The organism is Streptomyces sp. NPDC005784, assembly GCF_042871525.1.
In the GTDB taxonomy this organism is placed as follows: domain Bacteria; phylum Actinomycetota; class Actinomycetes; order Streptomycetales; family Streptomycetaceae; genus Streptomyces.
In genome coordinates this window covers 101,699-128,404 of record NZ_JBIAIQ010000022.1, presented here as the reverse complement: position 1 = coordinate 128,404, position 26,706 = coordinate 101,699, and the positions used below count along the sequence as shown (strand labels likewise).

The following is a 26,706-nucleotide window of genomic DNA, read 5'->3' as shown; positions in this document are numbered from 1 at the left end:
GGCCCGGGACGGACTGACCTGGCTGAACTGTGCTCTCAATCTTGTGTTCTTGACGCGGAAGGCTGTGGCTCGTGGGTTGGCTGTCAGCGGGTGACGGGTATGAAGTCGCCCTTGTGGAGGGCCGGGTGGCGGCGCGTGCCACCGCGGGCCGGTCGGCGGGACGGCAGTTGAAGTCGCTCCCGCGTGCGCTCAAGGACCACCCCGAAGTGGACCGGCTGCGGCGGTTCTCCGAGTGGCTGGACCGGCATGCCACGGCTTGTGTCGCGCAGGTCGACGCGTGGATGGTGTCGTCGCTGCCCGTGCCCACCGGGCTGCTGGCCCGGGTGTGGCCCGACGATGCCTGGCAGTCCGCGCTGCGCGATCTGGCCGTGGTCGGCGACGACCCGGACGAAGTGGGCTTCCTGCGCGGCGCCACCGAAGCCGGCGAGCTGCGACTGGTGAACCTGGACGGCGAGACCGTCCGGATGGCCCCGCGCACCGTCACGCTGCCGCACCCGGTGCTGCTGCCGGACCTCGACGACGTGCGGGAGTTCGCGGCTGAACTGGGCATAGTCCAGCGCGTCGAGCAGATCCACCGGGCGATGTGGCGGCGGCCGGAGGGCCTCGACGCCAAGTCCACCGACGTGCGGGACTTCTCAGGGGGTTCGTTCCGCACCCGCTTCGCGCTCGCCGCACGGGCCAGCTCGCTCGGCTACCGCGTGTCGGGTGGTTACGCGACCGCCCGGGTGCGGGACGGCGGACGCATCGTCGAGGCCTCGGTGTGGATCGGGGAGCCGTACTGGGAGGACGGGGTCGAGACCGGCGCCCTCACCTGGCAGGACCAGGACGGCCGCGCGCTGCCGCTGCGCGAGGTGGGACCGGTCGCGTGGTCGGAGGGGATGCGGATGGCCGCGGCGCTGTACGCCGGCCGCGTCATCGAGGAGGGCAAGAACGCATGAGCGGGGGGACGCAGGTGTCGTACGAGGAACTGCTGACGGCGGGCGCGGTGCTGCCGCCCGACACGGATGACGCCGGGGAACTGGGAGTACCCCTGACGGCGCGGACGTACCGTCACCCGGGCCTGGACGACCGGGTGGTGGTGCGGCTGGTCTCCGGCGAGCTGGGGGCGGCCGAGGACCTGGCCGCCGGATTCCTCGGCCTGGAGCAGGACGCCGAGCCCGCCGTGGTCGGGTTCGGGCCGCGCCAGTCACTGGGCTTTCCGGAGTGGGTGCTGGTGCACCACCCGAAGGACGGTCATCACGCGCTGGGCGTCGTGCCGGACCTGGAGCGGGCGGGCCGGCAGGCCAAGTCCCGTCCGAAGGCCGCGCTGGACGCCTTTGTGGAACTCGGCGAGCGGCTGGCGGCCTCGGTGCCGCACTTCCTGCCCACGTTCTACGAGCAGGCCGGGCGCGTGTTCCTCGCGGAGGAGAACGCCACGTACGCGGCCCAGTTGTTCACCCGCGCCCGCAAGGCCGAGGCGGAGCACGGGCTGGCGGTCCAGGAGGAGCGGCTGGACGCCGTGTTCCTGGAGTTCGCGCTGGCCGGGGCGCTCCCGGTGAAGGTGCTGTCGGCCTACGCCAGGGAGTTGGCGGCGCGCGTGCCGGCCGAGGAGGCACTGCGGCGCTTCACCCGTCTGTGCCTGCGCCGGACAGCGGGCGGGCTGCCGCCGTCGGCGCAGATGGCGAACGACCTGCGCAAGCTGGCCCGGGCCGCGGGCCAGGACGCGAGCCTCGTCGAACAGGAGTACCTGTCCGAACTCCTCGGTCTGCCGGCGACCCTGCGCGCGGCGGCCGGCTGGTGGAAGGGACACCGTACGGCGCTGGTGGCGCTGGCCGCGCGCGAGCCGCGCGTGCGGGGCACCCTGCTCGACCTGATCCCCGCCGGCCACGACACCGAGATGCCGACCATGTGGCTGGAGCTGCTGGAGGCCTCCGGTGCCACGGCAGGACTGTGGGATACGTCCCTGCCCCAGGAGCAGCGGCCGCACGACGGAGCGGCGGGCTGGCTGGAGCGGTTCCTCATCTACCGGGAGCGGGCCCGGTCCTGGCGTGACTCCAGCCGTATGGCTGAGCTGTATCCGCTGGTGGAACGGACGGCGGACCGGCTGCGGAACGAACTCGCCGCGTCCGGCGGCGCGTTGAAGGTCCTCCACGACCTGGACCTGATCGACCTGCTGCTGTCCCTGGGCATTCCGGTGGCCGCTCCGCAGAAGGACGAGATTCTGCTGCTGACGCAGTGGGCCCTTGGAGAGGGACACCGTGACCTGGTGTCGCTGGCCGCGGACACCCGCTTCCACGACGCCTTCCGGCGGGGCGCCGACCGGTTCGTCGACGACGAGCACACGATGCGGGCGATCAGGCTCCTCTCGGCGTCGCCGGGCGGCAGCCCGCTGCTCGCCGACTGGGTACGCACCGTCGTACGGCGGTTCACCGCGGTCGGCCTGCCCCAGCTGCCCGAAGCGCTGGCCCGGCTGAAGTGGCTGCCCGCCGAGGCGCTGGCGCTGGCCGAGGACGAGGTGCGTGCGGCCGCCGGAACCGACCTCGCGCCGGTGCTGGCTCGCACGCTGCGGGCGGGGCTCTTCGACGAACTCGGCTGGCCCGCCTGGGAGGACGCGGTCGCCGCCCTCGTCCCCAAGGCCGACATCGAGGACGTGATCGTGGCCGACGCCTGGCCGAACCTCATCGTGGCCGGCGCCGCCCAGGCCCGGGTGATCGGCGCCGAGGGCACCCTGCTCACCCACGATCTGCGGATCCCGGCGAACAGCAGCTGGGGCGATCCGGGCTTCCACCATGTGGACGGAGAGCTCCTCGTCTACTGGAACGACCGCACCGACGGCCTGCGCGGCTACTGGCACACCCGCGCCGACCTGCCTCAGTCCCTGGAGGGCGCCCGGACCACCCGGGGCACCCAGATGGACTGGTACCGGGGCGACATGCCGATCACGCTGCCCGTGCCGGGTGGCGGCCGGACCACCGGCGGCGCTGTCCTGCATGCCGGGGACACCACCGTGCCCCAGGAGCGGCACGTGCTCTGCGACGGCGTCTCGTATTGGGTGTGGAGCGCGGAGGGCGAGGACCACCAGGCGCACGGCTGGTACGAGTTCGACCCGATGACGGGTGAGCGGGGCCGTATGAGCAGGCCCGCCTTCCTCGCGGACGCGCTGCGTGACGCCCCCGAGGGCAGCACTTTCGACGACGGCCGGCTGCACCCCTCGTCGACCTCCGGCGTCACTCCGGCCTCCGCGCCCGTGGACGGGCTGGTCGGTCTGCGCGTCGTGCAGTTGCCCGACGGCTCCGTGCGCGCCCAGGATCCTTCCGGACACACCGTCACCGTGCCCGCGGACGCCGGCCGTCCCGCCACGCTCGTCGTCTTCCCCGGAGCCGCCGAGGCGCGGGCCGTCGTCCGCAACAACTGGCAGCTGGCCATCGTGGACACGGACGGCGTCACCACCTCGGTGGCCAAGACCGACCGTGCCCCCGGTGCTTTCGGCGAGGGCTCACTGCTGCTGCCCCCGGTGCAGTACTGGGAGTGTCTGACAGCCCGCGACCCGGGGGGCTCCGAAGCGCTGCGGACCGTCGACCGCGACACGGCGGCGGCCCTGCTGGCCGCCGCGGCCCATGAGAAGAAGGAGGCGCTGCCCGACGCGATCCGTTCCCTCCTCCCGGTCACCCACACCGCGCTGGTCGCGGGCATCGCCGGGGTCGTGCGCCACGCGGCCGGTCAGCAGGCCGTCCTGGACGCGGCGTCCGCCAGGCTCACCCAGGCCCTCGACGGCGGCCTGGGTGACGAAGGCCCGGCCGGGCCGCCGGACGCCGTGCTCCTCGACGCGATGAACGGTCTCGGCGTATCCACGCGCTCCTGGTGGAACCGGGACAACGAGGCCGACACCGTCTTCCGTGCCGTGCGCGAGCTCAAGCGGGCGGCCCGACTCTCGGACAGCACCGCCGTGGACGGACCGACCGCGCGCCTCCACGTCGACGGGCGCCGGTTTCCCGCCGGGCAGCCCAGCCTGGAGAACCTGCTCGACCGTGTCGCCTCTCTGGCCTTCCGGGCGGCGGCCCGCACCACCTCCGACGATCACCGGGAGGCGCTGCACGCGCTGCTCGCCGAGTTCGACGTCCTGGGTCTGGTTCCGGCCGCCGAGCCCTCGCACTGGCGCAAGGTGGAACTGCACCTGGACGCCGGGCCGCTGCGCACCCCGTCGGGCGAGTGGCGTGAGGGTGCGTGGAACGGGTTGCTGCCTCTGGGCGGCGGTTCCTTCATCGTCGTCGTGGGACTCACGTCGCAGGGTGATAACGGCTGCGTGTTCGCCGGGTACTTCCACGATCCGGCCGGGCGCTTCGAGACCCCGGAGCCCTACACGCTCCGGGCGTGGGCCCCGCTGCGCGAGGGTGGGCACGAGCCCCGGCTCGACGCGTTTCTCGCGGAGTTGGCAGCACGCGGACCGGCGCCCTGGTTCCCGCAGGCCGCCGAGGAGTTCGCGCGGCTGACGGGTGTCACCGAGACCATGGCACGGCTGATCGTGGCCGGTCTGCCACAGGTCGACGTCTACGAGCGGACGTTCCTGACCACGCCGGCACGCGAGGCCATCGGGGTGAAGGCCGCGCCCGCGGCGGTCGCCAAGGATGAGCTGCGCCATGTCGATCCGGCGATCCGGGCCGCGGTCGTGGCCGCGCTGCTGCCCGCCGAGCCCGCCCGGCTGTGGACCGAGGGACCGGACTGGGCCGCCGCGGCCGAGGTCTGGAACAGCAAGGTGGGCCGGAGGGCGGCCGTGCCCGAGGAGTTGCTCAGCGACGCGGTACGCGCGTTCAAGCACGGGCAGTGGAATGTCCGCGAGGCGCTGCCCGCACTGCTGAACCCGGCGGGTGAGCCCCGGCTCACCCGGGACCTGGAGTGGACGGTCGAGGGCGACCGGGTCAAGCCGGTCGACAAGGTGTCGGTCGGATTCGACGGAGCGGCGCTGGTCGGCGCCGTCGGCCTCGCCGCCTGGCTCGCCCACCGTCTGCCCGCCGGCGATCCGATCCGCGCCGCGCTGCCGGGCGCGCTCTGTGCCGTACGTGACCGGCTGGCCCACCCCGGGCTGATGCTCGACCTCGGGCAGTACGTCAGCCTCTCCGGCTTCCGGAAGACCGCGGGCGCACCGACCGAGGTCGGCAGGGGCTTCGAGCGGTACGGTGCCGTCGTCCTCGCCACCCATGACGACCAGCCGTCCCCCGCGCTCCGGGTCGCCCTGCTCGACGAGGCGGGACAGGACCCGTACCTGCCCGCACTGCGCGTCGACGGTCAACGCCCCTACCAGGTCGAGGTGGCGCTGCGCCTGGCCCGCTCCGCCCGCTTCGCGGCCCTCCTCGCCGACCCGGGCGACCCGCAGGCGGGCGAGCGGGGCAAGGACGGCACCTGGTGGCCGCAGGACCCGGGCCGCTCGGTGCCGGATCTGGTGACCGAGGCCGCCAAGGAGTACGGCGTCGGCGAGGACGCCGCGACGCTGTATCTGATGCTGCTCGCCATGCCCGACCCCACCGACCGGATGACGGCCCGGTGGACGGGGTGGAAGCCGGCCCGCCTCAAGGCCGCCCGAGCCGAACTGGCCGCCACCGACCTGCTGGTGGAGGCCACCCGCGCCAGGGCCGGACGTTCGCTCTTCCTGCCCGGCGGCTGGGTGGACCCGAAGGCTCCGCGCCTGCCCCTGGAGCGCTGGAAGGAGCCGCTGTTCGACGGCCTGCTCGGTGGCGAGGCGGCTCTGTCGGCCGCCATCGTGCCGACCGAGCCGGTCGCGGACCTGTACCGCAGGGTCTGGCAGCTGGTCCAGGAGGGCGGCGGGCCCCGCTTCGAGGAGCTCAAGGTGCGGCGGGGACGCCGCCGCTGACGTACCTCCGGGGCGCAGCCACCGACCTACGTGCCGGGCGCCGGCCCCGACCGGCCGGCGCCCCCGGCACCCCCTGCCACGACGACAGACCGACCCACCGAACAAGGACGAACGCATGCCCCCGACCGATACGGCGACGGCCCTTCCGGCCCGGCAGACCCTGCCCGCCGAAGAGCGCCACGCCACCGAACTCGCCTTCCTCGCCGCCCACGACACGGGCCCCCGGCCGCCCGGCTGGTGGCTGACACCCCGATCCGTGATCACCTTCGTCTGCGGCAGCGGCGGCGAGGCCCTCAAGCTCCCCCAGCGGCACGCGACACTGCCGGACCGTCTGGTGATCGCCCCCAAGTTCGTCGGCGAACGCGCCCTGGTGGAACGGTGCGTGGTCACCCTCGCCGGAGAACGCGGGCTCCTGCTCGTCGGTGAGCCGGGCACCGCCAAGTCGATGCTCTCCGAGCTGCTGTCCGCCGCCGTGTGCGGCACCAGCGCACTGACCGTGCAGGGCACCGCGGGCACCACCGAGGACGCCATGCGCTACGGGTGGAACTACGCCCTGCTGCTCGCCCAGGGCCCCACGCCGAAGGCACTGGTCGACTCCCCCGTGCTGGCCGCCATGCGCGCCGGCCGGGTGGCCCGCGTCGAGGAGATCACCCGCTGTCTGCCCGAAGTTCAGGACGCCCTGGTGTCGATCCTGTCCGACCGGCGGATGAGTGTGCCCGAACTGGTCGGCACGGACGACGCCCAGGTCGCGGCCGCCCCCGGATTCACCGTCATCGCCACCGCGAACCTGCGCGACCGCGGTGTCTCGGAGATGTCGGCCGCGCTCAAGCGCCGGTTCAACTTCGAGACCGTGCACCCGATCTCCGATGTCGACGCCGAGACCGCGCTCGTACGGCGGCAGGCCGTGGCGGCCGTCGAGCGGGCGGGCGCCGTCTTCGGCGTCGACGACGCGGTGCTGGATGTGCTGGTCACCGTGTTCCGTGACCTGCGGGGCGGGCGGTCCGGGGAGGGCTGGGACGTGGAGCGGCCCGGCACGGTGATGTCGACGGCCGAGGCCGTGCAGGTCGCCGTCTCCCTCGGGGTGGCGGCCGCCTACCTTCCCGGGGCCGACTCCCTCGACCTGGTCCCCGGTCATCTGCTGGGCGTGGTCCGCAAGGACGACCCGGCCGACCACGCGCGTCTGCTCGGCTACTGGGACGGTCCGGTGCGCCGCCGCGCGGAGGACGGTTCGGCGCTGTGGCGCCGTCTCTGGGACCTGCGGGAGAACCTCCGATGACGCACGCCCAGGATCCACGGGCGGCCGTCACCGCGCTCGCCGGCTCCGTGGCGCCGTACCTGCTGGGCGTACGGCACCACAGCCCGGCGCTCGCCGCGGCGGTGCCCGCCCTGCTCGACGCGTGCGGGGCGGAGGTCGTGTGCGTGGAACTGCCCGCCGACTTCCAGTCGTGGCTGACCCATCTGGCCGCGCCGGGCACCATCGCGCCGGTCGCACTCGCCGGGGCGGGTGAGAACGGGCGGCTCGGCTTCTATCCGTTCGCCGACTTCTCCCCGGAGCTGGCCGCACTCCGCTGGGCGCGCGAGCGCGGAGCGGAGGTCGTGTGCTGCGATCTGCCGATGTCCGATCCGCGATGGAACACGGACGGCCCCCTGCCGACGGCGGACACGCGGACCGCGGTCGCCGACGTGGCGCACCCGGCCGCCCCCGTCTCCTTCGGGAACGCGCTCGCCGCATCCGGGACCGGCCGTGACGGCGACGATCTGTGGGACCGCTGTGTGGAGGTCCTCGCCCCGGGATCCGCCCCCGAGTCGATCCGCCGCGCCGCCCTCGGTGTCGGTTGGGCGCTGCGCAGCGACGCCGAGGCCGCGGGCGGAGTACCGGCGGTGGATCTGGCCCGTGAGGCCCACATGCGCGAGACGATCGCCCGCGCCACGGGTGACGGGCGCCGGGTGGCTGCCGTCGTCGGCGCGTTCCACGCCCCGGCGCTGACGGCAGCCGCCCTGTCGCCCGATACGGTTCCGGTTCCGGGCCCGGGTGCCGCCGATGTGGTGTCGACTGCGGTCGATCACAGCGTCGTCGAGGAGCGCCCTGGCGTCGTCACCTCTCTCGTGCCCTACGCCTTCGATCTGCTGGACTCCCGTTCCGGCTACCCGGCCGGCATCCGGGACCCGCGCTGGCAGCAGGCGGTGTTCCAGTCCGGAGGCGATCCCGAGCGGGTGCAGGGCGCGGCCGCGCGAGCGGTCACCGACGTGTGCCGGGAGCTCCGCGCGGCCGGGCACACCGCCGGAACGGGCGAGGCCGCCGAGACCCTGCGGATGGCGTGCGACCTCGCGCGGGTGCGCGGGCTCGAGGCGCCCGGGAGGGGCGAGGTCATCGAAGCGCTCACGAGCGTCATGGGCCAGGGCGAACCTCTCGGCCGGGGCCGGGCCCTCGCACGGGCGCTCGAAGTGGTCCTGGTCGGCACCGAGCGCGGCCGGATCGCGCCGGGCACACCGCGCTCCGGTCTGGGCCCGTCGGTGGAGGCGGAGGTCGCCGCGCTGCGGCTGCCCGGCCCGGACGACCCCGCTGCGCGCGAGGTACGGCTCGACCCGCTCCGCTCCGCTCTCGACGGGCGCCGCGAAATCCTGCTCCAGCGCCTCGCCGTGTGCGGCGCGGGCTACGGCGAGGCCGTGGCGGTGGCCGGTACGGGCGACGCCGCTGCCCTGACCACCCGGTGGCGAGTGGCGTGGACGCCCGCCGTCCCCGTGCGACTGGACCTGGCCGGGATACGGGGTGTCACCGCGGCCCTGGCCGCCGAGGGCACCCTGCGGGAGACCTTCCGCAGGGAGTCGGCGGACGGCGGGCCCACCTGTGGCCATGTCCTCGCGGCGCTCGGTGCGTCCGCCCGCTCCGATCTGCCGGCGCTGGTGGCCGAACGGCTCGCCGATGCCGCCGCCGTGCTCCCCGCCACCGCCACACTGCCCGAACTCCTCACCGCACTCGACCTGTTGGAGACGCTGTACCGCGGCCATCTGCCCGGCACCACCCCGGACAGCCGACGGGCGGCCGCCGAACTGGCCACCGATCTCCTGGAGTCGGCGGTCCGCGCCCTGCCCGGGTTGGCGGGCAGTGACCGGCCGGAGGACGCGGCCGCGCTCATCGAGCTGGCCGCACGCGCCGGTGAACACCGTCTGGGACTGCGGATGGACGACGCCCTCGGCACCCTCGCTCGTACGGGCTTCCCGCTCATCCAGGGCGCAGCGCTGGCCGCCCGGGTCCTGCTCGACCTCGACGACGCCAGCACCCTCGGCGCGCGTACGGCGGGCTGGATCGACACGGCCACGGGCCCGGGGGCACGGCAGGCGCTGGGCCGTCGGCTCGGCGGGCTGCTCAGCGGTGCGGCCGCGTTGCTGCAGTCGGCGCCGACGGCGCTGGACCCGCTCCTCGACCGCATCGACACGCTCACCGACCAGGGCTTCCTCGACCGGCTGCCCGCCCTGCGCGGGGGCTTCGACACGCTCACCCCGGCCGGTCGCGATCGTCTCCTGCACACCGTGACCGAGCGGCTCGGCGACCGCCTCGACCTGTCGCTCAGCGCCTCACCGCGACTCCTCGCCCTGTGGACGGCCGCGGACGCGGCCGGGCTCGCGGCCCTGCGCGCGCTGCGTCTGCCCACCGGGACGAACGCTGCGGCGCCCACGGATTCCCGGCTCCCCACGGTCCCGGACCATCCCGACCGCCCCGCATCCGCACCCTCTGCCATACCGAGCTCCGCGGAGACAGCCGACTCCACGGTCCCGGCCGCCACGCTCCGGATCACTCCCACCGACCGCTGGCGCCTGCTTCTCGGCCGGGAGACCGACAAGCTCCCGCAGAACGCCCGCCGATACGCGCACGCGCTCGACGAGTTGTACGGCACCGGCCGCGGGGAGGGCTCCTCCGACCTCGGCCGGGAAGGCGGCACCCGGGGGAAGGGCGGCGGCCGGGACGCGTCCTTCCCGACGGCCCGCGAATGGGCCGAAGAACTGGAGGCGCTGTTCGGCGCGGAGGTCCGTGAGGAGGTGCTGGCCCGCGCCGCCGACCAGGGGCGCAGCGACGTACTGGCCGAACTCGACCCCGCAGCGGTCCGCCCGTCGGTCGACCTGCTGACCTCCGTGCTGTCCCTGGCGGGCGGAATGCCCGAACAGCAACTGGCCAGGCTGCGCCCCCTCGTACGCCGTCTGGTCGACGAACTGGCCAAGGAACTCGCCACCCGGATGCGCCCCGCCCTCACCGGGCTCGCGACACCACGCCCCACCAGGCGACCCGGCGGCCGGCTCGACCTGCCCCGCACCCTGCGCGCCAACCTCGCCCACGCGCGCCGGACGTCAGACGGTCGGACCGTGGTCATGCCGGAGCGGCCGGTGTTCAGCACCCGCTCGCGCAAGCAGTCGGACTGGCGCCTGATCCTTGTGGTCGACGTATCCGGGTCGATGGAGGCGTCCGTCATCTGGTCGGCCCTGACCGCGGCCGTCCTGGGCGGCGTCCCCACCCTGTCCACGCATTTCCTCGCGTTCTCGACGAACGTGATCGACCTGACGGACCGGGTCGACGACCCGCTGTCGCTGCTCCTGGAAGTGCGGGTCGGCGGCGGCACCCACATCGCGGCCGGGCTCGCCCACGCCCGCTCCCTGGTCACCGTGCCCAGCCGGACCCTCGTGGTGGTGGTGAGCGACTTCGAGGAGGGCTACCCGCTGGGCGGACTCCTCGGCGAGGTACGGGCCCTGGCGGGCTCCGGGGTGCACCTGATGGGCTGCGCCGCCCTGGACGACACGGGCACCCCGCGCTACTCGGTCCCCGTCGCCCAGCAACTCGTCGCGGCCGGCATGCCCGTCGCCGCGCTCAGTCCCCTCGCTCTCGCCCGCTGGGTGGGCGACCGTCTCCGCGGAGAGACCCATTGAACGCCGAACTGCCCCCGGTGACACCCGATGTGGTCGCCGCCGCCGTGGAGGGCCTGACCACCAGGCTGCGCAAGAAGCTGGACGCCGCGATCGAGTCGTACGCGGCCGTACCCGTAGTCACTGACGGCGCTGTCCGGCGCGTACGGTGCGGTGAGGATGCGGAGGTCACGCTCACGCCCGGTCCTTCCGGCACCGTCACGGACGCGGGCCAGGTGGTGTGCAGTTGCCTGCTCGCCCCCCGGTGCCTCCACCGGGCCGCTGTCCTCGGCGCGTGCCCACTGGCCGACGCGGACACCGAAGCCGGTACCGAATCCGGTACCGACGGCGACGGCGCGCCGTGGAAGACCTCCGACGCGGTGGCAGCTGCGGCTCCGGCCCCCGATAGTCCGAGCACCGCCGGCCCCGCCGCCCCGCTCGCCGCCGAGACCGTCGCGGAGCCGGAGGAGAGCGTCCCCCTCAACGATGCCCAGCTGGCCGCCGCGTCCGAACTGTGGACGGCGGCAGCGGCCGTGCTCGCCGCCGGAGTACCCGCCGCGGGCGCTGTCCCCCAGGCCGAGTTGCTACGAGCCGCGCACACGGCCCGACTCGCCGGGCTGCACCGCGCCGAGGCAGCCGCACTGCGGGTCGTGCGGGGACTGCGTGGCGCGCGTGCCCGCCACGACGGCCACCGGCTGACCGACCTCATCGCGAACATGCGCGAACTGCTGCTCACCACAGCCCTGTTGGCCGCGGCCGACCCGGATCAGGCTCTGATCGGCACCGCCCGCCGCAGCTACCGACCGGGCGGCGGCCTCCGGGTTCACGGAGTGTGCCGGGAACCGGTGATCGCGGCCACCGGCTACGGCGGTGTCGTCACGCATGTCATCTCCGAAGACGGACGCTGGTTCTCGGTCGCCGACGTCAAGCCCGGCGGCCCGGCCCGCGCCCAGGGTGCGGCCACGGCCACCGTCGCACTCGGCTCGGGAAGCCTCGATCACGCCCAACTCGCCCGTGGCGGGCTGCTGATCTCCGGCGCGACGGTCTCGTCCGACGGCCGCCTCGGCTCCGGCAAGGGGGTGCGCGCGACTCCCCTCACCGGTCACGCGTGGACATCGGGCCCGCTCGCCGCGCTGTTCGCCCGCCCGCTGACCGAGGCAGTCGCCGAACGGCTCGCGGTGACACCGGGTGCCGACCCGGAGGGGGCCGAACAGGCGACGCGCGAGCTGGTCGGCTGCGACCTGGTCCTCGTCGGAGCGGTCGGCGAGCATCTGATCGCCCGAGAGCTGTCGCCCGGACGGCCGGATACGGAGGGTCTCCTGATCCGGCTGGCCCCGTCCAGCGGCCACCCCGGCCTCGCCCACACGGCCAACTTCCGTCGGCTCGCGTCCCGACCGGGGCTGCGGCTCCGCGTGATCGGCCGCCTGGACCCCGACCGCGCCGCCACGCTCCGTCCCCTCGCGGTCGCCCCGCTGCCGGACACCGAGGCGACGCTGCGACTGCCCGCGGACTGGCAGGGCCACGCCGACCTGGGCTATGACCGACTGGAGGGCGCGCACCTCCCGCCGACGGACGTCCTCCCCGCCGTGCCCACCATGGACGGCCTGAGCGACGTCCCTCCGGACCCGCTGGCGGAGGCTCCCCTGTGGCGGCTGCGGCAGCTGATCGAGGTCGCCGTGGCGGGTGGTCGCAGAGCCGTCGCCGAACCCGCGCGCGACGGCGACCGGAGCGGGGGTGGGGCAGCGATGCGCCGCGGCGGCTTCCACACCGCCGCGGACCTGGCGGCCGACCTCACCGCCGAGGCGGACCGGCGCACCCGCGACGTATTCGGCCGCACCGGCGAGGCCGACCCTGACCGTTACGCACGGACGTGGCTCGCCGCGGCCGTCTATCTGACGGGCGTCGAGCGCGCCTTGGTTCAGGCGACCTGGCAGCCGGAGAGCGCCGGCTCCTGATCACCCACCCCCGAGGCCTCTGGTGGGCGGACCCGGCTCGGGGTCGAGCGAGTCCACCAGGGCTTCTTGGTAGTTGAGGCCAGCGCCGAGGACGGCGACGCGATGCCATCGGGACCACCTCGGGCGCGCCTGCCGGCGGGCCGCGCGGACGGGTGTGGGTGCCGCCCGTGAAAGGTCCGTCACCCGCTGGGCCGACTGTCATGGCCAGTGACGGGCATGCGCTCTGTGAAGCGCTTGCCGCCCGGTGAACCCGCGGAACAGTGACTGAAGCTGCCAAGGGTCAGGGTGGCGGACGGTCCAGAAGGGACTTGCCTCCACGGCGAAAGGCGATGCGATGGTTGAGGCAGTGCGTGACGTGATGACCGGGCCGCCTCGGTCGGTCCCGCCCCAGACTCCCGTCAGCGTCGTCGCCCGGTACATGCGCGACGAGGGGATCGGCGCCGTCCTGGTCACCGAAGGCGGACGTCTGCGCGGCGTGGTCACCGACCGGGATCTCGTCGTCCGCGTGATGTGCCAGGGCGGGAACATCGACCATGTGACCGCGGCGCACGCCTGTAGCGACGTACTGGTCACGGTCTCGCCCGACGACGACATCGACCGGGCTGTCACCCTCATGCGCCAGCGCGCCGTCCGGCGCATCCCGGTCATCGACGACGGCCGCCCGGTCGGCATCGTCACGCTCGGCGACATCGCGGTGGAGAACGAACCCGACTCCGTCCTGTCCGCGATCACCACCGCCACGCCCAACGAGTGACGAGCACCCGAGACGAGCGGCTGCCTGCCGGACGCCTCCGCGAAGCCCGGCGGGGCTGGTGGTGACCGGGCCAGGTGGCTTCCCGTCGGACTCCGGGATGCCCCCGGTGGTCAGCCGCTCTGCCGGGGCAGGCGCACCACCTGGACGAAGAAGTCGTCGATCTGGCGGACGGCCGCGATGAACTGGTGCAGATCCACCGGCTTGGTGACGTAGGCGTTGGCGTGCAGTTTGTAGCTGCGCAGGATGTCCTCCTCCGCCGCGGAGGTGGTCAGTACCACGACCGGGATGTGCGAGAGGGCCGGGTCCGACTTGATCTTCTCCAGGACCTGCCGGCCGTCGTACTTGGGCAGGTTGAGGTCGAGGAGGATCAGGTCGGGCTGCGGTACATCGGCGTGGGCCCCGCGCCGGTAGAGGAAGTCGAGCGCCTCCTCGCCGTCCCGTACCACGTGCAGGGTGTTGCCGATCTTGTTGTCCTCGAACGCCTCGCGGGTCATCAGCTCGTCGCCCCGACGGCGATCAACGCCCCTGCCGATTCTGTCGGTTCACGCGATCCCGGATTCAATGGGGGTGAGGCGTGGCTTGTAGGGCCCGTCCCGTTGGTGAGGGTGGGGCCCGGGCCGGTGGGTTGATCGGTCCGCGCGTCTTGATCGTTGCCGAGCCTGCTGATTGGCTGGTCGGCATGACTGATCTCGGACCCGTCGACTGGCCACCTGCCCCGATCGGGACCGAGCGGCTCGTGCTCCGCGAGTCCGAGGCCCGGGACCGTGCGGCGTTCATCGAGCTGCTCGCGTCGCCGGAGGTGCACACCTACCTCGGCGGCCCCCGGCCGCGTGACGAGCTTGAGAGTGAGATGTCCGGGGCGCCCGAGCGGTGGCCCGGGAGCTTCGTCGTTGATCTCGACGGGTCGATGATCGGCCAGATCCTGCTCAGGAGAGCAACGGGGCACCGTCGCCCGGCTGCCGCGGGGAAGGCCGATCTCGGCTACCTGTTCCTGCCGCGGGCATGGGGATTCGGGTACGCCGCCGAGGCGTGCGCGGCGGCACTCGACTGGCTCGCCGGCGCGCTTCCCGGCGAGCCGGTGGTGCTCACCACCCAGACCGCCAACGTCGGCTCGATGCGTCTCGCGGCGAAGCTGGGGTTCACTGAGGTAGAGCGGTTCGAGGCCTGGGGCGCCGAGCAGTGGCTCGGCATGCGGTCCCCGGTCACGCCGTCCGATTGAACTCGTGCCCGACAACGCGGATCCGCAACTGGACAGCACTGCCGGGGCGGAGCCCAGCGCTGTTGAAACTCGGGTCCTAGCTCAGCCTTTTTTGGAGCTGTGACCGTGCCTCGCAAGACGGCGAGGCGGACACCTCGGTGGTCGGGGCTGGATTCGATCCGACCCCACGAGGTCAAGGTGCCGATTCGCTAAGCGAGGAGAACTGGCGTGCCCATCAGGCCGGAGGAAGCCGCCGATTTCCTGCGTGCCGAGCTGACAGCCGGGCGATCGACGACGACCGAGCTGACCACTCGGCCGTGGGGCCCACGGGGATGCCGGCTGCGAGTCCGATCAGGGCGGCGGCGCCCAGGGCGAATCCGACCTGGGGCGACCGGGAGGCCCACGGAGCGGGTGAAGAACAACGCGGCCCCGGAAATGAAGAGGCCCTTGCCGATCTGGTTGATGAAGGTCGCGGCGGCGAAGGCGCGTTCGGGGCTCGTCTCGGGTATCAGGCCACAGGCTACCGGCCAGGCCGGTAGCCCTCCTCCGGTGCCCTTCCCGGCCGCCGTCTCGGTCGGTTCGTTTTGTCGGCGCTGACTCCTGGTGTCCAACTGGCCGCCCCTCCGACTCCGGGTGATGACGCGTGTTCGGGTGCCCTCACGCCGAGAACGCCGTCCATCGCCGCCTGGGCTGCCGAGTGCTTTCGAGCTCGCGAGCGCTGCCTCGCACGGCTTGATGGACGGCGTTGCCGATCAGGCGGACTTGTGGCGGGCGCCGCCCTCGATGTGGATCGTCTCGCCGGAGACGAAGCCCGCACGCAGGAGCCACATCACCGTGTCGACGACGTCGTCGGCCTGGCCGTGGCGTCCGACGAAGGTCCCGTCCGCGCTCTTGCTCAACAAGGCGGTCTTCTTGTCACCAAGGCGATCCCAGGCGCCCGAGTCCACGACACCGGGCGAGACGGCATTGACCCGTACCGGCGCCAGATCCGCCGCCAGGTGGCGCGCGGCGTACTCGACCGCACCGTTCGTGACGCCCTTGACGAGTGATCCCGGCCCAGGGCGCCAGCCGACCACACCGGAGAACAGCACCATCGACCCGGTCGGCCGCAGGACCGGCGCGAAGTGCTTGGCCACCAGCATCGGGCCGACCACCTTCGCCGTGAACGCGGCCAGCAGCTTGTCGCGATCCAGCTCGGTCGCGCGAACGTCGTGCGGCGCCGAACCGGTCGTCACGATGTGGTCGATTCCGTCCTTCAGCCGTTCCGCCGCGGCCGCGAGCGTCGACTCGTCCTGCAGATCGACCCGCACCGCCGTGGCGCCGATCTCGCGCACCAGCGCGTCGGCCGCAGCGAGATCGCGGGCACCGACAACAACCTCGTACCCGTCCTTCACCGCACGCCTCGCGACGGCCGCGCCGAGCGCCCGCGAACCGCCGATGACCAGGATCCGTTCCATGTGTATCGACTCCCTTTCGTAGGATCGAGTGCCACGGTATGGTTTTGATACCGGTATCTTCAACGAAACTGGGAGCAGCGATGGGCAAGGCGTACAACGTGATGGCAGCGACCTGCCCGAGCCGCACGGTGCTGCACCGTATCGGCGCCCGCTGGACGGTGTTCGTCGTCAACGCCCTCGACGACGGACCTCGCCGCTTCACCGAACTGAAGGGGCACATCCGGGGCATCACCCCGAAGGTCCTGACCGAAACCCTGCGCTCCCTGGAAGCCGACGGTCTGGTCAGCCGCCACGAGTACGACGAGAACCCGCCCCGGGTCGAGTACGCCCTGACACCGCTGGGCCGCTCTCTGCTCATCCCGCTCCGCGCCGTACGACTCTGGGCCGAAGAGCATGTCCCGGACATCGAGGCGGCCCGAGCCCGCCAGCCGATTCTCTGACCCATGAGCCGACTGCCGACATGAACCCCGGCCGCGGCCGGTGCGGCCAGGGTCTCGGCGAGTCCTCACGGGCAATCATCCGACGCTCCAACACCCCTTCCGCGTCGGCGAGTTCAGCCACACCCGCTCGGCTTCCGCGCGAAGTTCCACCGCCCGTACCCGGGCATTCGTCTCCCGATCCTTCACCAGTCCCATCACCGACGTCACCCCTCAACTCCGCTTCGCCGAGAACGAATTCACCGCCCCGAACCACGGGAGGGGCGCGTCGATCGGCGATCTCTGGACAGCCGGCGGCCAGGCGCGTAGCACAGCCACCGCAGAGGAGACCCGCAGCTTCATTCAGCCCGGTCCCGAAGCCTGGCGGTCCAGCTCCCGCGTGAACGCCGGACCGCCGCCACGGCCCAGTACGTTCCGCAGGCCGACTTGGCTTTGGACCGCCTACGGTGGCTGAACATCCAGGCGAACACGCAGGCAGGAGCGCTGCTTCGACAGGTGCTCCGTCAGGTTCCGTTGGCCCCGAGTCGGCGGCGTCGACCGGGTGATCACGGCGAGCACCGGCCCCCGGTTGAAGCGGGTGACCAGGACGCTCATCAGGTCCTGGCCGGCGGACGGTCAGCCCTCGTACAGGCCGTGGCCCTCGCTGGCCGCCGCGCGCATCAGGACGTCGGCCAGTTCCACCGGGGTGGAGAGCATCGGGTAGTGGCCGGTGGCCAGTTCGAAGAAGGTGACTCCGGGCTCGGCGAGCTTGGCGAACCGCGGCAGGCCTGTGCCGTGCAGCGTGCGGGCGAACTCCAGGCTGAGGCCGTTCGCGAGGCAGAACACCCCGGTGGTCGGGAGCTTGAGCCAGGCGCCGGTCAGCTCGATCGGCTCGGTGACGGTCCGGACCGGGTGCGGGGTGGCGAGGCGGTGGTAGCGCTCCAGTTCGGCCGACGGGACGGCGTGCACCGCCGGGATCTCCTCGGGCACCGGGATGACGCCGCCGCGGGCGCGGTCGGGGAGGCCGAGCTGCGGCATCTGCGCCACCACCGACTCACCCGGCTCCGGGAAGCCGGTGTCCACGAACACCACCCGGGCGACCTGTCCGGGGCGCCGGTCGGCCGCCGCGAGAGCGGGGAAGATGCCGTAGCTGTGCGCCACCAGCACAATCCCCGGGCTCTCCGCGTCGAGCAGCGCCGCCACGGCGTCGGTGTGCTCACCCAGCCCGACGCCGGCGGGGTCCTCCCCCGCCCGTTCGGCCAGGCCGGGCAAGGTGACCGGAAGCGCCCGGTGCCCCTGCGCGGTCAGCTCGGCGGCCACCGCCTCCCAGGCCCAGCCACCCATGAAAAGCCCCGGGACCAGCAGAAACGTCGTCATGACAGACCTCTTTCGAAACATCGCCTGTGCGGTGGTCAGGACGGTAGGACCTCCCCCTGGGGGAGATTCCAGCCGTTTCCGGCGCGCGGGCCCGGCAAGATCCGCCGGAAAGGGCCCAACGGTGTCTCCCGATCAAGCGTTGGGTGTGGGCGAGGGCGTCTGTGAACCAGTGCCACCCGCCCGAACGCAGAACGCCGTTCAACTCCACCAGGGCGGCGAGAAGGCAGAGGTCCCTCCCCCGGTCCTCGGAACTCGTCGAGCGGGGTGCACCGGAGTCACGGCGTCAGGTCGGGGTGCGGGATGCGCACCGTCTCCACCCAGCTCGGGGGCTGCGGTGCGGTGGCGCCGATCAGAGCCGCGATGACGCGGCAGGGCGGGTTCTCGTCTGGCCAGGGGGTGATCCCGTCGGTGAGCACCACGACGATGTTCGGGCGGTCCGGCGTCGCGAGCGCCGCGCCTATGCCGACGCGCATGTCCGTTCCGCCTCCGCCGCCCAGGGTGATCTGCTCGGTGGCCGCCACCCGGGACACGGCCTGCACATCGGCGTCGCACGCCAGCACGGTCACGCGATTGCCCCGTACACCCACCTCGCGCAGGACGCCCGTCACCTCCGCGAGGGCGGCGGCCAGTTCGCCGTCGCCCATCGAACCGGAGGTGTCGATGACCACGGCCACCCGCGGCAGCGGCCGGCGCAGGCTCGGCAGCACGACACCGCGCAGCGCGGGGGTACGGCGCGAGGGGCGGCGATAGGTGTAGTCGACGGCTCCACCCGCCCAGGCGGCGGCTTCCCGGACCGCGCCCGACAGCGCCTGCCGCCAGTCCACAGTGGGTTCCAGGATCTCCTCGGCCCAGCGTTGCCAGCCCCCGGGCAGGGAGCCGCGACTGCGCTGATGGGCGCGCATCGCCTCGGCGGTCTGCCGCCGCAGCGCCTGCGCCTCCACCTCGCCGATCCGCGCGGGCCCGGCCGACCCCGGCAGGTCCCAGGATGCGGGCCGCCCGTGGGCGCCCGATCCGCAGTCCGAGGCGCGCACCTGCGGCGGCAGCAGGTCTACGTACTCCTCGAACAGCCGGCCCTCGGGAAGGCCGAACCGGCGGGGTTCCATGCGCCCCTCGGGCAGCCGCAAGCCGTCGGCGAGCAGATCGTCGTTGATCTCACAGTCCTGGGCGACGTTCACACGATGCCAGTCGCGCTGGGCGGCGGCGGGCAGCCGGTCGGCCCGGCCGTGGTGGTCGCGCAGCAGATGCGCCACCTCGTGCACCCAGACACCCGCGAGCTCGGGCACCGCCGTCGCCTCGACGAAGGCGGGGGACACATAGCAGCGCCAGTGCCGGTCCACCCCCATCGTCGGCACATCCGTGCTCGGCACGACGGTCAGGCTGTACAACGCCGCCGCCAGGTACGGCCGTTCGCTCGCCGCCCGGTAGCGGGCGGCGAGCAGTTTGGTCATGTCCAGAGCGCTGCGGGCGTCCCCCGTGGTCCCCGCGCGGCTCACCGGCTGCCGCCGGGCAGCGCCCCCGACATCTGCAGCAGGTCCAGGAACCCGTCGATGCCGGGCGGTACGGGCCAGTCGAGGCGCCGCATCGCGGCGAGGTCGGTGGCGGCCCGGGCGGCCACGTCCGGTACGCCCGCGTCCACCGCCTTGGCCAATACCGTCCAGCCGGCCTCCCAGCGGGGCCGGGTGAGGTCGCTCTGGATGGCGGCGACCACCGCGATGAGGAACGCCAGTTGCCGGTCGCCGCGGTCGGGCAGGGCGAAGGCGTCCGGGTCGGCGAGGACCCGGTCGGGGTCGGGCAGATCGAGGTGTTCGAGGTAGGACAGCAGCTCCAGGCCCGCGCCGTCGCCGACCGCGCCGGTGAGTGCGGCGGCCAGTGCCTCGCGGCCGGCCCCGGCCGCGTACCCGGTGGCGAGCAGTTTGAGGGCCATCTCCCAGGTCCGGGGGGACGGCCAGGACCGACCTCGGCTCTCGGCGTCGCCTGGAAGGTGGTGGACCAGGCCGGGCCGGGCCGTGAGGAAGCCGGAGATCGCGCCGCGGGCCCGTGCGACCGCACCGGGCACCCTGGCGGCACCGACGACGGGCACGGTCACCTCTGGCCAGGTGCCGGCCATGCCGCGGGCGACCGTCCGGGGGTCGTGGGTCCATTGCAGATGAACGAACCGGTTGGCGAGCGGCGGGCTGAGATGCCAGCCGTCCGCCGCGCTGGACGGCGGGTTGGCGGCCGCGACGATACGCACCGTCTCCGGCAGGACCAGACTGCCGACCCGTCGTTCGAGCACCACCCTCAGCAGCGCTGCCTGCACGGCCGGCGGTGCGGAGGACAGTTCGTCGAAGAAGAGCAGGCCCTGTCCGGCCCGAGCGAGGCGCACCGCCCAGTCCGGCGGAGCCATCGGGACTCCGGTCACGGCCGGGTCGTCACCGACGATCGGCAGTCCGGCGAAGTCGGAGGGTTCGTGGACGCTGGCGATGACCGTCTCCAGCGGCAGGCCGAGCCCGGCGGCCAGCTGCTCCAGGGCGGCCGACTTGCCGATTCCGGGCTCCCCCCACAGCAGTACGGGCTGATTGGCCGTCACGGCGAGGGCCAGTGCCTCCAGCTGCGGGTTCGCGGCGGGCTCGGTCCGTCGCGTGCTCAGCCTGCGGTTGAGGTCGTCCGCGGCCGCCAGCGGGCCGGACGGCGCGGCGGGGGCGGTACGGTCGGTGCTCAAAAGGGCTGCTCTTCCTCGTGGTCGGGCTCGGCCGCGGAGTACTGCCGAGCCCCGCCATCGGGTGCGGCAAGCTCGGCGGGGTCCTCCACGAAGTACCGCTCCCCCGTAGAAAATTCGGCGAGCTCGGCGAGGCCTTCCGCCGAGTAACGCTCTTCCTCGTCATCGGGTTCAGCGGGGTCGGCGGGGTCCTCCGCGTCATCGGGTTCAGCGGGGCCGGCGGGGTCCTCCGCGTAGTACTCCGCCTGCTCCTCCATCCATTCGTCCCACCACTCGGCGCCGACGCCCGGATGCTCCTCGCATACGCGGTCCTGGAGGAAGGCCAGGTCGGGCCGCTTGTACCGGCGGACGAGCTGGGCGAGCGACAACTCCGACTGGTCGGTCACGTCGAGCCGCGCCCCGGCGGCGACGAGCGCCTCCACCAGCGCCCTCGTGCCGAGGTCGTTGACGGCCACGAACAGCGGCGTGCGCTCCCGCCGGTCGCGGGCTTCGAGGTCGAGTCCGTCCGCGAGCAGCCGCGGCAGCAGCGTCTCGTGGTCGAGCAGGTTGAGTACGTGGAGCAGGGTGCGGCCGCTCTCGTCCCGCACCCGGGGATCTACGCCCGCGTCCAGGAGCTCCAGCACGCCGGAGGTGTCACCGTGCTGGGCGCGCTGGAACAGTTCGTTGCGCTGCGCCCGCAGTTCCTTCGGCAGGCGGCCTTGTCCGGATGTCCACGTCTGCTCCACGGCGAAGCATCCGGCGACGGCACCGCCGAAGGCGCGCAGGGCGCGCTCGCGCTGCTGCTCCTCGTCGCTGTGCGGCATCCGCAGCAGGGATCCGGGCCGGAAGCCCACCTCGTGCCATTGCCCGCGGCATCTGACCTGTACGGGGGCGGGCGCCGTCGGCCCCGGCGGGCCCACCGGGCCTTGCGGGACCTGGAGAGCGGGGAACAGGGCCGTGCTGACGAGCGGATGCAGATGCTCCGGTGCGACGCCTCCGGCGCGCATCAGATCGAGGTCGGGGAGTCTGCGCCACAGGGCCTCCGCGAGGGTGGGCTCGCCCTTGGCCTCCTCCCGGTCGACGATGCGCGCCAGCAGCCCGCCGGCGTCCGCGGGCTCCAGCAGGATGTAGGTCCGCCAGTGCGTGGTGGGGACGAGGAAGCGATCGGAGACGCCCTCGGCCGCCTGCCGGCGGATCTCCGGCTCCAGGCGGGTGTGGTTGAGTGCGATCCCGTCCAGGAGCCGCTCCGGCTCCTCGCGGTACGAAGACCTCTTCGAGGAGGTCAGGTCCAGCTCGATGCCGACGGCGGCGAACGCGGTCCGGGTCTCGCCCCTCTGGTGCAGCAGCGTGGCCCACTCGGCCCGCGCCGCCGGGTCGCCGTCGCCGGGATCGGCCGTCGGCAGTTCGTCCGTGTCGCGCGGGGTGGCGTCGGCGTGGAAGAACGGCGGCCGGTCCGTGCCGCCACCACACCGTTCGCGCAGCTCGGCAGTGTGCCGGACATCCCACAGGTGTCGCGCGTCACGCCAGTCCTGCGTGGTCTGCCCGAAGACGCCTGCGTCCCCCTCGTCCTTGACTGCCGCGAACCGCAGGGTGATCCGCTGCGGTCCGTCGATCATCGCGGGAGTGGTGATGTGCAGGGACGGCGTGGCCGGGCGGCCCGCGTCAGGTGTTCTCGGGTGGTAGTGCGCGAGGACTACGGTCGTGTCCTTGGCGAGTGTGGTCCGCCCGCCGAGTGTGCGCGGCAGGTGCCAGCGCAGCAGGTCCGGGGCGAAGTGGCGGAGGTCGCCCTCCAGTTCGGCTGCGATGTCCTCGCCCCAGCGGCCGGCGACGTCGGACAGGTCGAAGCTGACGTCGACGTCGGCCGCCGCACAGGATCCCCGCCAGTCGCCGGCCAGACGGTGTTCGCTCGCGCGCTCGATCATCCAGCGGGGCACCGCGTACCGGCGGATCCGGCGCCGGCTCGACACCTCGTCCGGGGGGAAGCAACGCAGGTCGCCACGAGAACTCAACGGTAGACGCTCCCTATCGCGCGCACGTCGGGATGCGCCCCGGCGGCGGGCCGCAGACGTCGGGTGAAGGAACGCTTCACCTTGCGGGGCAGGCCCGGTCCCAGACCGACGTACTCCAGGGGCGAGTTGTCGGGCACGGCCGCCAGCAGTGTTTTCGCGCCCCGCCCGGTCAGGCCGGTGTGGCACAACTCCAGCCGGCGCAGCGGGCTGCCCTGCAGGGCGGCGGCCAGCGCGTGGGCGCCCTCGTCGCCGGTGGTGTTCGCGGGGGCGCCGAGGCTGCGTTCCGACAGTGGCCGGCCCAGGTCGAGTGCTTCGATCCCGTCGAGGCGGTCGGCGAGGGCCCGGACACCGGCGGGACCGATTCCGTTGCCGCCCAGGCCCAGGCGCACTGGCCGCACGGGGTCGGCCGCGGCGGCGAGGATCGCGGCGCCTTCGTCTCCGAGGTGGTTGGCGGGGAGATACAGCTCGCGCACACCCGCCTCGCGAATCAGGGCCGCCAGCAAGGGGGCGGCGTCGGCGGTCAGACCGTTGCCGCCGAGGAAGAGGCGTTCCACTGGGCTGGTCCGGCTGGTGAGGGCGTCGAACAGGGCCCGCAGACCGTCGGTGGTCAGACCGGTGTTGACCAGGTCGAGCGTGCGCAGCGTGGTGTTGCTGGGCAGCATCGCGGCGAGCGCGCGGGCGCCGTCGTCACCGACCGGGTTGCGCTTGAGCCACAGGGCGCGGACGGTGCCGTCCGTCGTCAGCGCCTCGGCGAGTGCGGTGACACCCTCGGGGCCGATGCGGTTGCAGCCGAGGTAGAGCGTGCGCAGGCCATGCCCGTCGACCAGCGCGTCGGCGACCGTACGGGCTCCGTCGTTCCCGATGGCGTTCGTGCCGAGCAGGACGTGCGCGGCGTACGGGGAGGCGGCGGCGACGGGCATCAGCCGCTCGGCGCCCACCGCTCCGAGTCCCTGCTTGCACAGGTCGATACGTCCGTCCGCCCGCACGGTGCCGAGCGGGAAGATCTCGTCGGCCTCGACCGGCTGCGCGGACCGCAGCCGGTCCAGCAGGGGCTGCAGAGCGGCGGGGTCACTGACCGGGATGTCCGGGTGCTCGATCGCGGGGCAGCGTACGGGTGTCGGCTGCGTCATCACCACTCCACCGGTCCATCGCCGGTGTCCGGCCCGCCGAGGGCGGCATCGCCCTTCGACCGCCCGGGACGAACCGACGCCAATCGACTTTCCTGCACGACAAGGGCGGCAAGGCTGGCCGGATTCGAACCGACGTCCTCCAGCTCGATGCTTGGGCGCGACGACCTCTGCGCTACAGCCTTGCCGCGAAGATCATAGCGGCTTTCATCCCTGCGTTCGAACCCAGTTGGGCGAATCTGGGATCGGACGAAGACCCGGTGGGGAGGTCCGCCGGGGCGCTCCGGAGCGACTCACGGATCTCGCCCCCGTCACACGCGCCCGACCCCGCCTATCCCGCTCACCGCTCTCGGCCATGACAACTGCGCTTGCCCGATGGGGCGTTGGCAGCGCGAAGTCGTCCGGGCCACGCCGCCCCACTCGGCTTCGGATCCCGGCGTTCAAGGGCACGCACCCGTTCGCCCCGCGGACATGGCTGACCTCAACTCCCTAGGGCCTGCCTGGCGACTCCCGCCGGGCCCGCGGCGCCCGGCAGCGCAATCCCCCAAGCTCTTCGAGCAGGGGGACCCCCACGCCGCGTTGTCGGACACGCCCAAGTACGCCCAGTACGGGGGCGACCTGCCGCCTTGCGATGCACGGCACCGGACGCCGCGGCCCGATCCGACGCGAATCGTCAGACAGGCCCTGGCGCACCGAAGCGTTCGACCGGCGCAAGCAGCCCACCTGCGCCCGACCACAGGTGCGCGAGCCGCCGGTCGCGCTTGGCCGCCGGCTCGCGCGTGCGGACGGGGCCGGCGCTTCTCAGAGCGGGGCGACCGGCTCGAGGGCCTCGACCGCGGCGGCCGCGGCGGCGGAGTCCCGGCCGTAGAAGATGTCGATGTCGACCTCCTCGCCGCCCATGGTGAGTGTGTCCCAGGCGCCGCTGAGCACCAGCATGCGCAGCGTGCTGCCCTCCAGGGTCCCCAGCCGTTCCAGGATCGCCTCGTCGTCCGGCAGTCCGGGCATGCGCTTCGCCAGCCGGGTACGGATCTCACGCAGCCGCTCCAGCAGCGTCGCGGTGTCCGCCTCGCGATCCGGCTCATCGGCGATTCCGTCGATACCGTGCGCGATGATGTCCTTGATGGCCCAGGTGGTGCCCTGGTCGTCGGTGGTCACCATCGCCTTCCAGGCACGGCTCTTGTGGCGGTACTGGAGCATCGACATGGCGGCCTCGTGGCGCAGGAAGTCCGCGTCCCGGAAGGGCTTGCCGTTCCATGCCCCGTTGAGCGACCGTGCGAGCGAGATCGCGGAGGCCAGGCCGCTGTTGAGTCCCCGTCCCGGCCAGAAGTGGATGGCGTTGGCGGCGTCGCCCAGCAGAAAGCCGTACGTACCGGTGGAGTTGGCCGTGGGCGGCAGCAACTCGGCGGTGAAGCGGGGACGTTGGACCATGTCCAGACGGAAGGAGGTGACCGCGCTCAGGTCGTGCGACTCGACGCCGAACAGGCGCAGCCCCTCGCCCACCCGTTTCCACAGGGCCGAGCCCTTGATGAGGGCCGGCAGGAACAGGGTGCTGTGCGTGGAGCACTGGAAGTCGCCGTACTCGTCGCGCCCCATCAGGCAGGGGCGGGAGGCGATGCACTCTTCGAAGACGCGGCGCACCGGATCGATACCGACGACCTCCGCGGCCTCCGCGTCCGTCAGGCGCATGTTGAGGAAGCCCTCTCCACGCAGGGAGTTCAGCAGGAACCGGTTCTGCCCGACGGTCAGCAGCACCGCCATCGGGTCGCTCAGACCCGACTTCACCCGCAGGCCGAGCACCACGTCCTGGAGATGACGGTCGTTCAGCGAGTAGATGGACTCGTCCGCTCTGCCGAACTTGGCGGCGAAGTGCTCACGGGTGTGCGACCGTCCACCGTCACAGATCGCCAGTACGTGCTGGGTGGTCAGGGCGTCCTGTTGTTCGTCGATGCTGAACCGGGCGGGGACGAGTCGGATCCGCCCCGGTTTCTCGTTGGCCACCTCCAACAGCCGGTCCTCGATGTAGGCGATGCGCATGTTGCGCGGGTGGTGATCGCCGATGGAGTCGGGGCCGGAGGGCCACATCTCGGTGTAACTGTCCGGATCGAAGAGCCGGGCCTGCACCTCCTCGGGCAGACTGAGGTACTGACGGCTCTGAACGGTCACCACCTGCTGGCGGCGCACATTGCCCTGACTCGCGTCCTTCCAGACGACCTTGCGGCCCTGCTTGCGCCACCGGCCGTCGTAGACGGTGATGTTCACCTGGGTCCCGAGGAAGCGCTCCAGCAGCAGGGCGAGTGACAGGCCCACGGGGCCCCCGCCCGCGATGGTGACCCGCAGCACCGGCCCGTGTTCGACCTCCTCGTCGCCGTGGGTCAGCGACCTCGGCAGGGAGAGCGCCATGATGGTCTCCATGGCGTCCGGGACCTCGAAGCGGAACTCCTGGTCACCGATGGTGATGTCGTCCCCGGGCTTGAGGAGTTGGGAGTCGATCTCCTCACCGTTCACCAGTGTTCCGTTGCTGCTGCCGCAGTCGCGCAGCACATAGCCCTGAGTGTCGTCGAGGACGATTTCCGCGTGGAAGCGTGAAACGTTCAAGCTGGAGAGGACAATGGTGTTTTCCGGATTGCGTCCGAAGGTGACCCTGGTGCCTATCACCGGTATGCGCTCTCCGGCCAGCAGTCCTTCGTGTCCAACAAGCACCGGTGCCACAGCACTTCCTTCCGAGATCGACGTCATGGCCGCTGCCGCGGTGCCACCAGAACGCACCGCGGCGCGGGCAGGACCGGGCAGCGTCTGACGGTTGGGACAAAGGGGCGTGCCCTCGATGTATCCGAAGGGGAATGGATCAGTTCGACGACGGCGTAGCGTCGCTTGACCGGTACGGATGCCCATCATGCCCGATTCCGAAGCCGTTCGGGAGAGGCCCTCCGGCGACGGCGGAACGGACCTCGCCAGGAACGCGTCAAGGTCCATCCCCCCGCCGGACACCCGCCGGACG

At 72.7% G+C, this 26,706-nt stretch carries 16 protein-coding genes and 1 tRNA gene; 8 read left to right on the top strand and 9 right to left on the bottom strand.

Annotated features, from left to right (window positions below; all coding sequences use genetic code 11):
- Window positions 1-71 precede the first annotated feature (71 nt).
- The 6 genes from ACFYR3_RS29395 to ACFYR3_RS29370 all read left to right on the top strand — a co-directional run bounded on the left by ACFYR3_RS29395 (window position 72) and on the right by ACFYR3_RS29370 (window position 13,447).
- Window positions 72-938 (top strand): DUF4132 domain-containing protein, encoded by an 867-nt coding sequence (locus ACFYR3_RS29395; RefSeq protein WP_355855131.1) that lies wholly within the window; start codon window positions 72-74, stop codon window positions 936-938.
- Window positions 935-5,845, top strand: coding sequence for a DNA-binding protein (locus tag ACFYR3_RS29390; RefSeq protein WP_389285131.1), 4,911 nt, complete (start codon window positions 935-937; stop codon window positions 5,843-5,845). Before ACFYR3_RS29395 ends, ACFYR3_RS29390 begins: the two co-directional genes overlap by 4 nt.
- 115 nt (window positions 5,846-5,960) lie before the next feature.
- On the top strand, window positions 5,961-7,121 hold the full coding sequence (locus tag ACFYR3_RS29385) for an AAA family ATPase (RefSeq protein ID WP_389285130.1): 1,161 nt from the start codon (window positions 5,961-5,963) through the stop codon (window positions 7,119-7,121).
- Window positions 7,118-10,762, top strand: a complete 3,645-nt coding sequence (locus tag ACFYR3_RS29380) for a DUF5682 family protein (RefSeq protein WP_389285129.1) — start codon at window positions 7,118-7,120, stop codon at window positions 10,760-10,762. Before ACFYR3_RS29385 ends, ACFYR3_RS29380 begins: the two co-directional genes overlap by 4 nt.
- Window positions 10,759-12,693: a hypothetical protein gene (locus ACFYR3_RS29375; RefSeq protein WP_389285127.1), complete on the top strand. Its 1,935-nt coding sequence runs from the start codon at window positions 10,759-10,761 to the stop codon at window positions 12,691-12,693. Before ACFYR3_RS29380 ends, ACFYR3_RS29375 begins: the two co-directional genes overlap by 4 nt.
- A gap of 334 nt (window positions 12,694-13,027) precedes the next feature.
- Window positions 13,028-13,447 carry a CBS domain-containing protein gene (locus ACFYR3_RS29370; protein WP_389285126.1) on the top strand — a complete coding sequence of 140 codons (420 nt, stop codon included), beginning with the start codon at window positions 13,028-13,030 and terminating at the stop codon, window positions 13,445-13,447.
- Window positions 13,448-13,557: 110 nt separating this feature from the next.
- Here ACFYR3_RS29370 and ACFYR3_RS29365 read toward each other — a convergent pair whose 3' ends face one another.
- Window positions 13,558-13,941 (bottom strand): response regulator, encoded by a 384-nt coding sequence (locus tag ACFYR3_RS29365; RefSeq protein WP_389285125.1) that lies wholly within the window; start codon window positions 13,939-13,941, stop codon window positions 13,558-13,560.
- A gap of 185 nt (window positions 13,942-14,126) precedes the next feature.
- On the opposite strand from ACFYR3_RS29365, the gene ACFYR3_RS29360 reads away from it, so the two are divergent.
- Window positions 14,127-14,666, top strand: a complete 540-nt coding sequence (locus ACFYR3_RS29360; RefSeq protein WP_355855104.1) for a GNAT family N-acetyltransferase — start codon at window positions 14,127-14,129, stop codon at window positions 14,664-14,666.
- Between the two features lie 731 nt (window positions 14,667-15,397).
- Here ACFYR3_RS29360 and ACFYR3_RS29355 read toward each other — a convergent pair.
- Complete coding sequence (locus ACFYR3_RS29355) at window positions 15,398-16,102, bottom strand: SDR family oxidoreductase (protein ID WP_389285124.1); 705 nt, start codon at window positions 16,100-16,102, stop codon at window positions 15,398-15,400.
- Window positions 16,103-16,182: 80 nt separating this feature from the next.
- Here ACFYR3_RS29355 and ACFYR3_RS29350 point away from each other — a divergent pair, with 80 nt between their 5' ends.
- Entirely contained in the window at window positions 16,183-16,542 is a 360-nt protein-coding gene (locus ACFYR3_RS29350) for a helix-turn-helix domain-containing protein (RefSeq protein ID WP_355855098.1), read from the top strand.
- Window positions 16,543-17,154: 612 nt separating this feature from the next.
- Here the strand turns inward: ACFYR3_RS29350 and ACFYR3_RS29345 are convergent.
- From ACFYR3_RS29345 to ACFYR3_RS29315, 7 genes are all read right to left on the bottom strand, one after another.
- On the bottom strand, window positions 17,155-17,895 hold the full coding sequence (locus tag ACFYR3_RS29345; protein WP_389285122.1) for an alpha/beta fold hydrolase: 741 nt from the start codon (window positions 17,893-17,895) through the stop codon (window positions 17,155-17,157).
- Window positions 17,896-18,170: 275 nt separating this feature from the next.
- Window positions 18,171-19,343 carry a VWA-like domain-containing protein gene (locus ACFYR3_RS29340; protein WP_355855092.1) on the bottom strand — a complete coding sequence of 391 codons (1,173 nt, stop codon included), beginning with the start codon at window positions 19,341-19,343 and terminating at the stop codon, window positions 18,171-18,173.
- Window positions 19,344-19,384: 41 nt separating this feature from the next.
- Window positions 19,385-20,596, bottom strand: a complete 1,212-nt coding sequence (locus tag ACFYR3_RS29335; protein ID WP_355855089.1) for an AAA family ATPase — start codon at window positions 20,594-20,596, stop codon at window positions 19,385-19,387.
- Window positions 20,593-22,581 (bottom strand): ankyrin repeat domain-containing protein, encoded by a 1,989-nt coding sequence (locus tag ACFYR3_RS29330; RefSeq protein WP_389285121.1) that lies wholly within the window; start codon window positions 22,579-22,581, stop codon window positions 20,593-20,595. Before ACFYR3_RS29330 ends, ACFYR3_RS29335 begins: the two co-directional genes overlap by 4 nt.
- Window positions 22,578-23,711: a gala protein gene (locus ACFYR3_RS29325; protein ID WP_389285120.1), complete on the bottom strand. Its 1,134-nt coding sequence runs from the start codon at window positions 23,709-23,711 to the stop codon at window positions 22,578-22,580. Before ACFYR3_RS29325 ends, ACFYR3_RS29330 begins: the two co-directional genes overlap by 4 nt.
- A 109-nt stretch (window positions 23,712-23,820) precedes the next feature.
- A tRNA-Arg gene (locus tag ACFYR3_RS29320) sits at window positions 23,821-23,893 on the bottom strand.
- Between the two features lie 616 nt (window positions 23,894-24,509).
- Window positions 24,510-26,444, bottom strand: a complete 1,935-nt coding sequence (locus tag ACFYR3_RS29315) for an FHA domain-containing protein (protein ID WP_355858629.1) — start codon at window positions 26,442-26,444, stop codon at window positions 24,510-24,512.
- Window positions 26,445-26,706 lie beyond the last annotated feature (262 nt).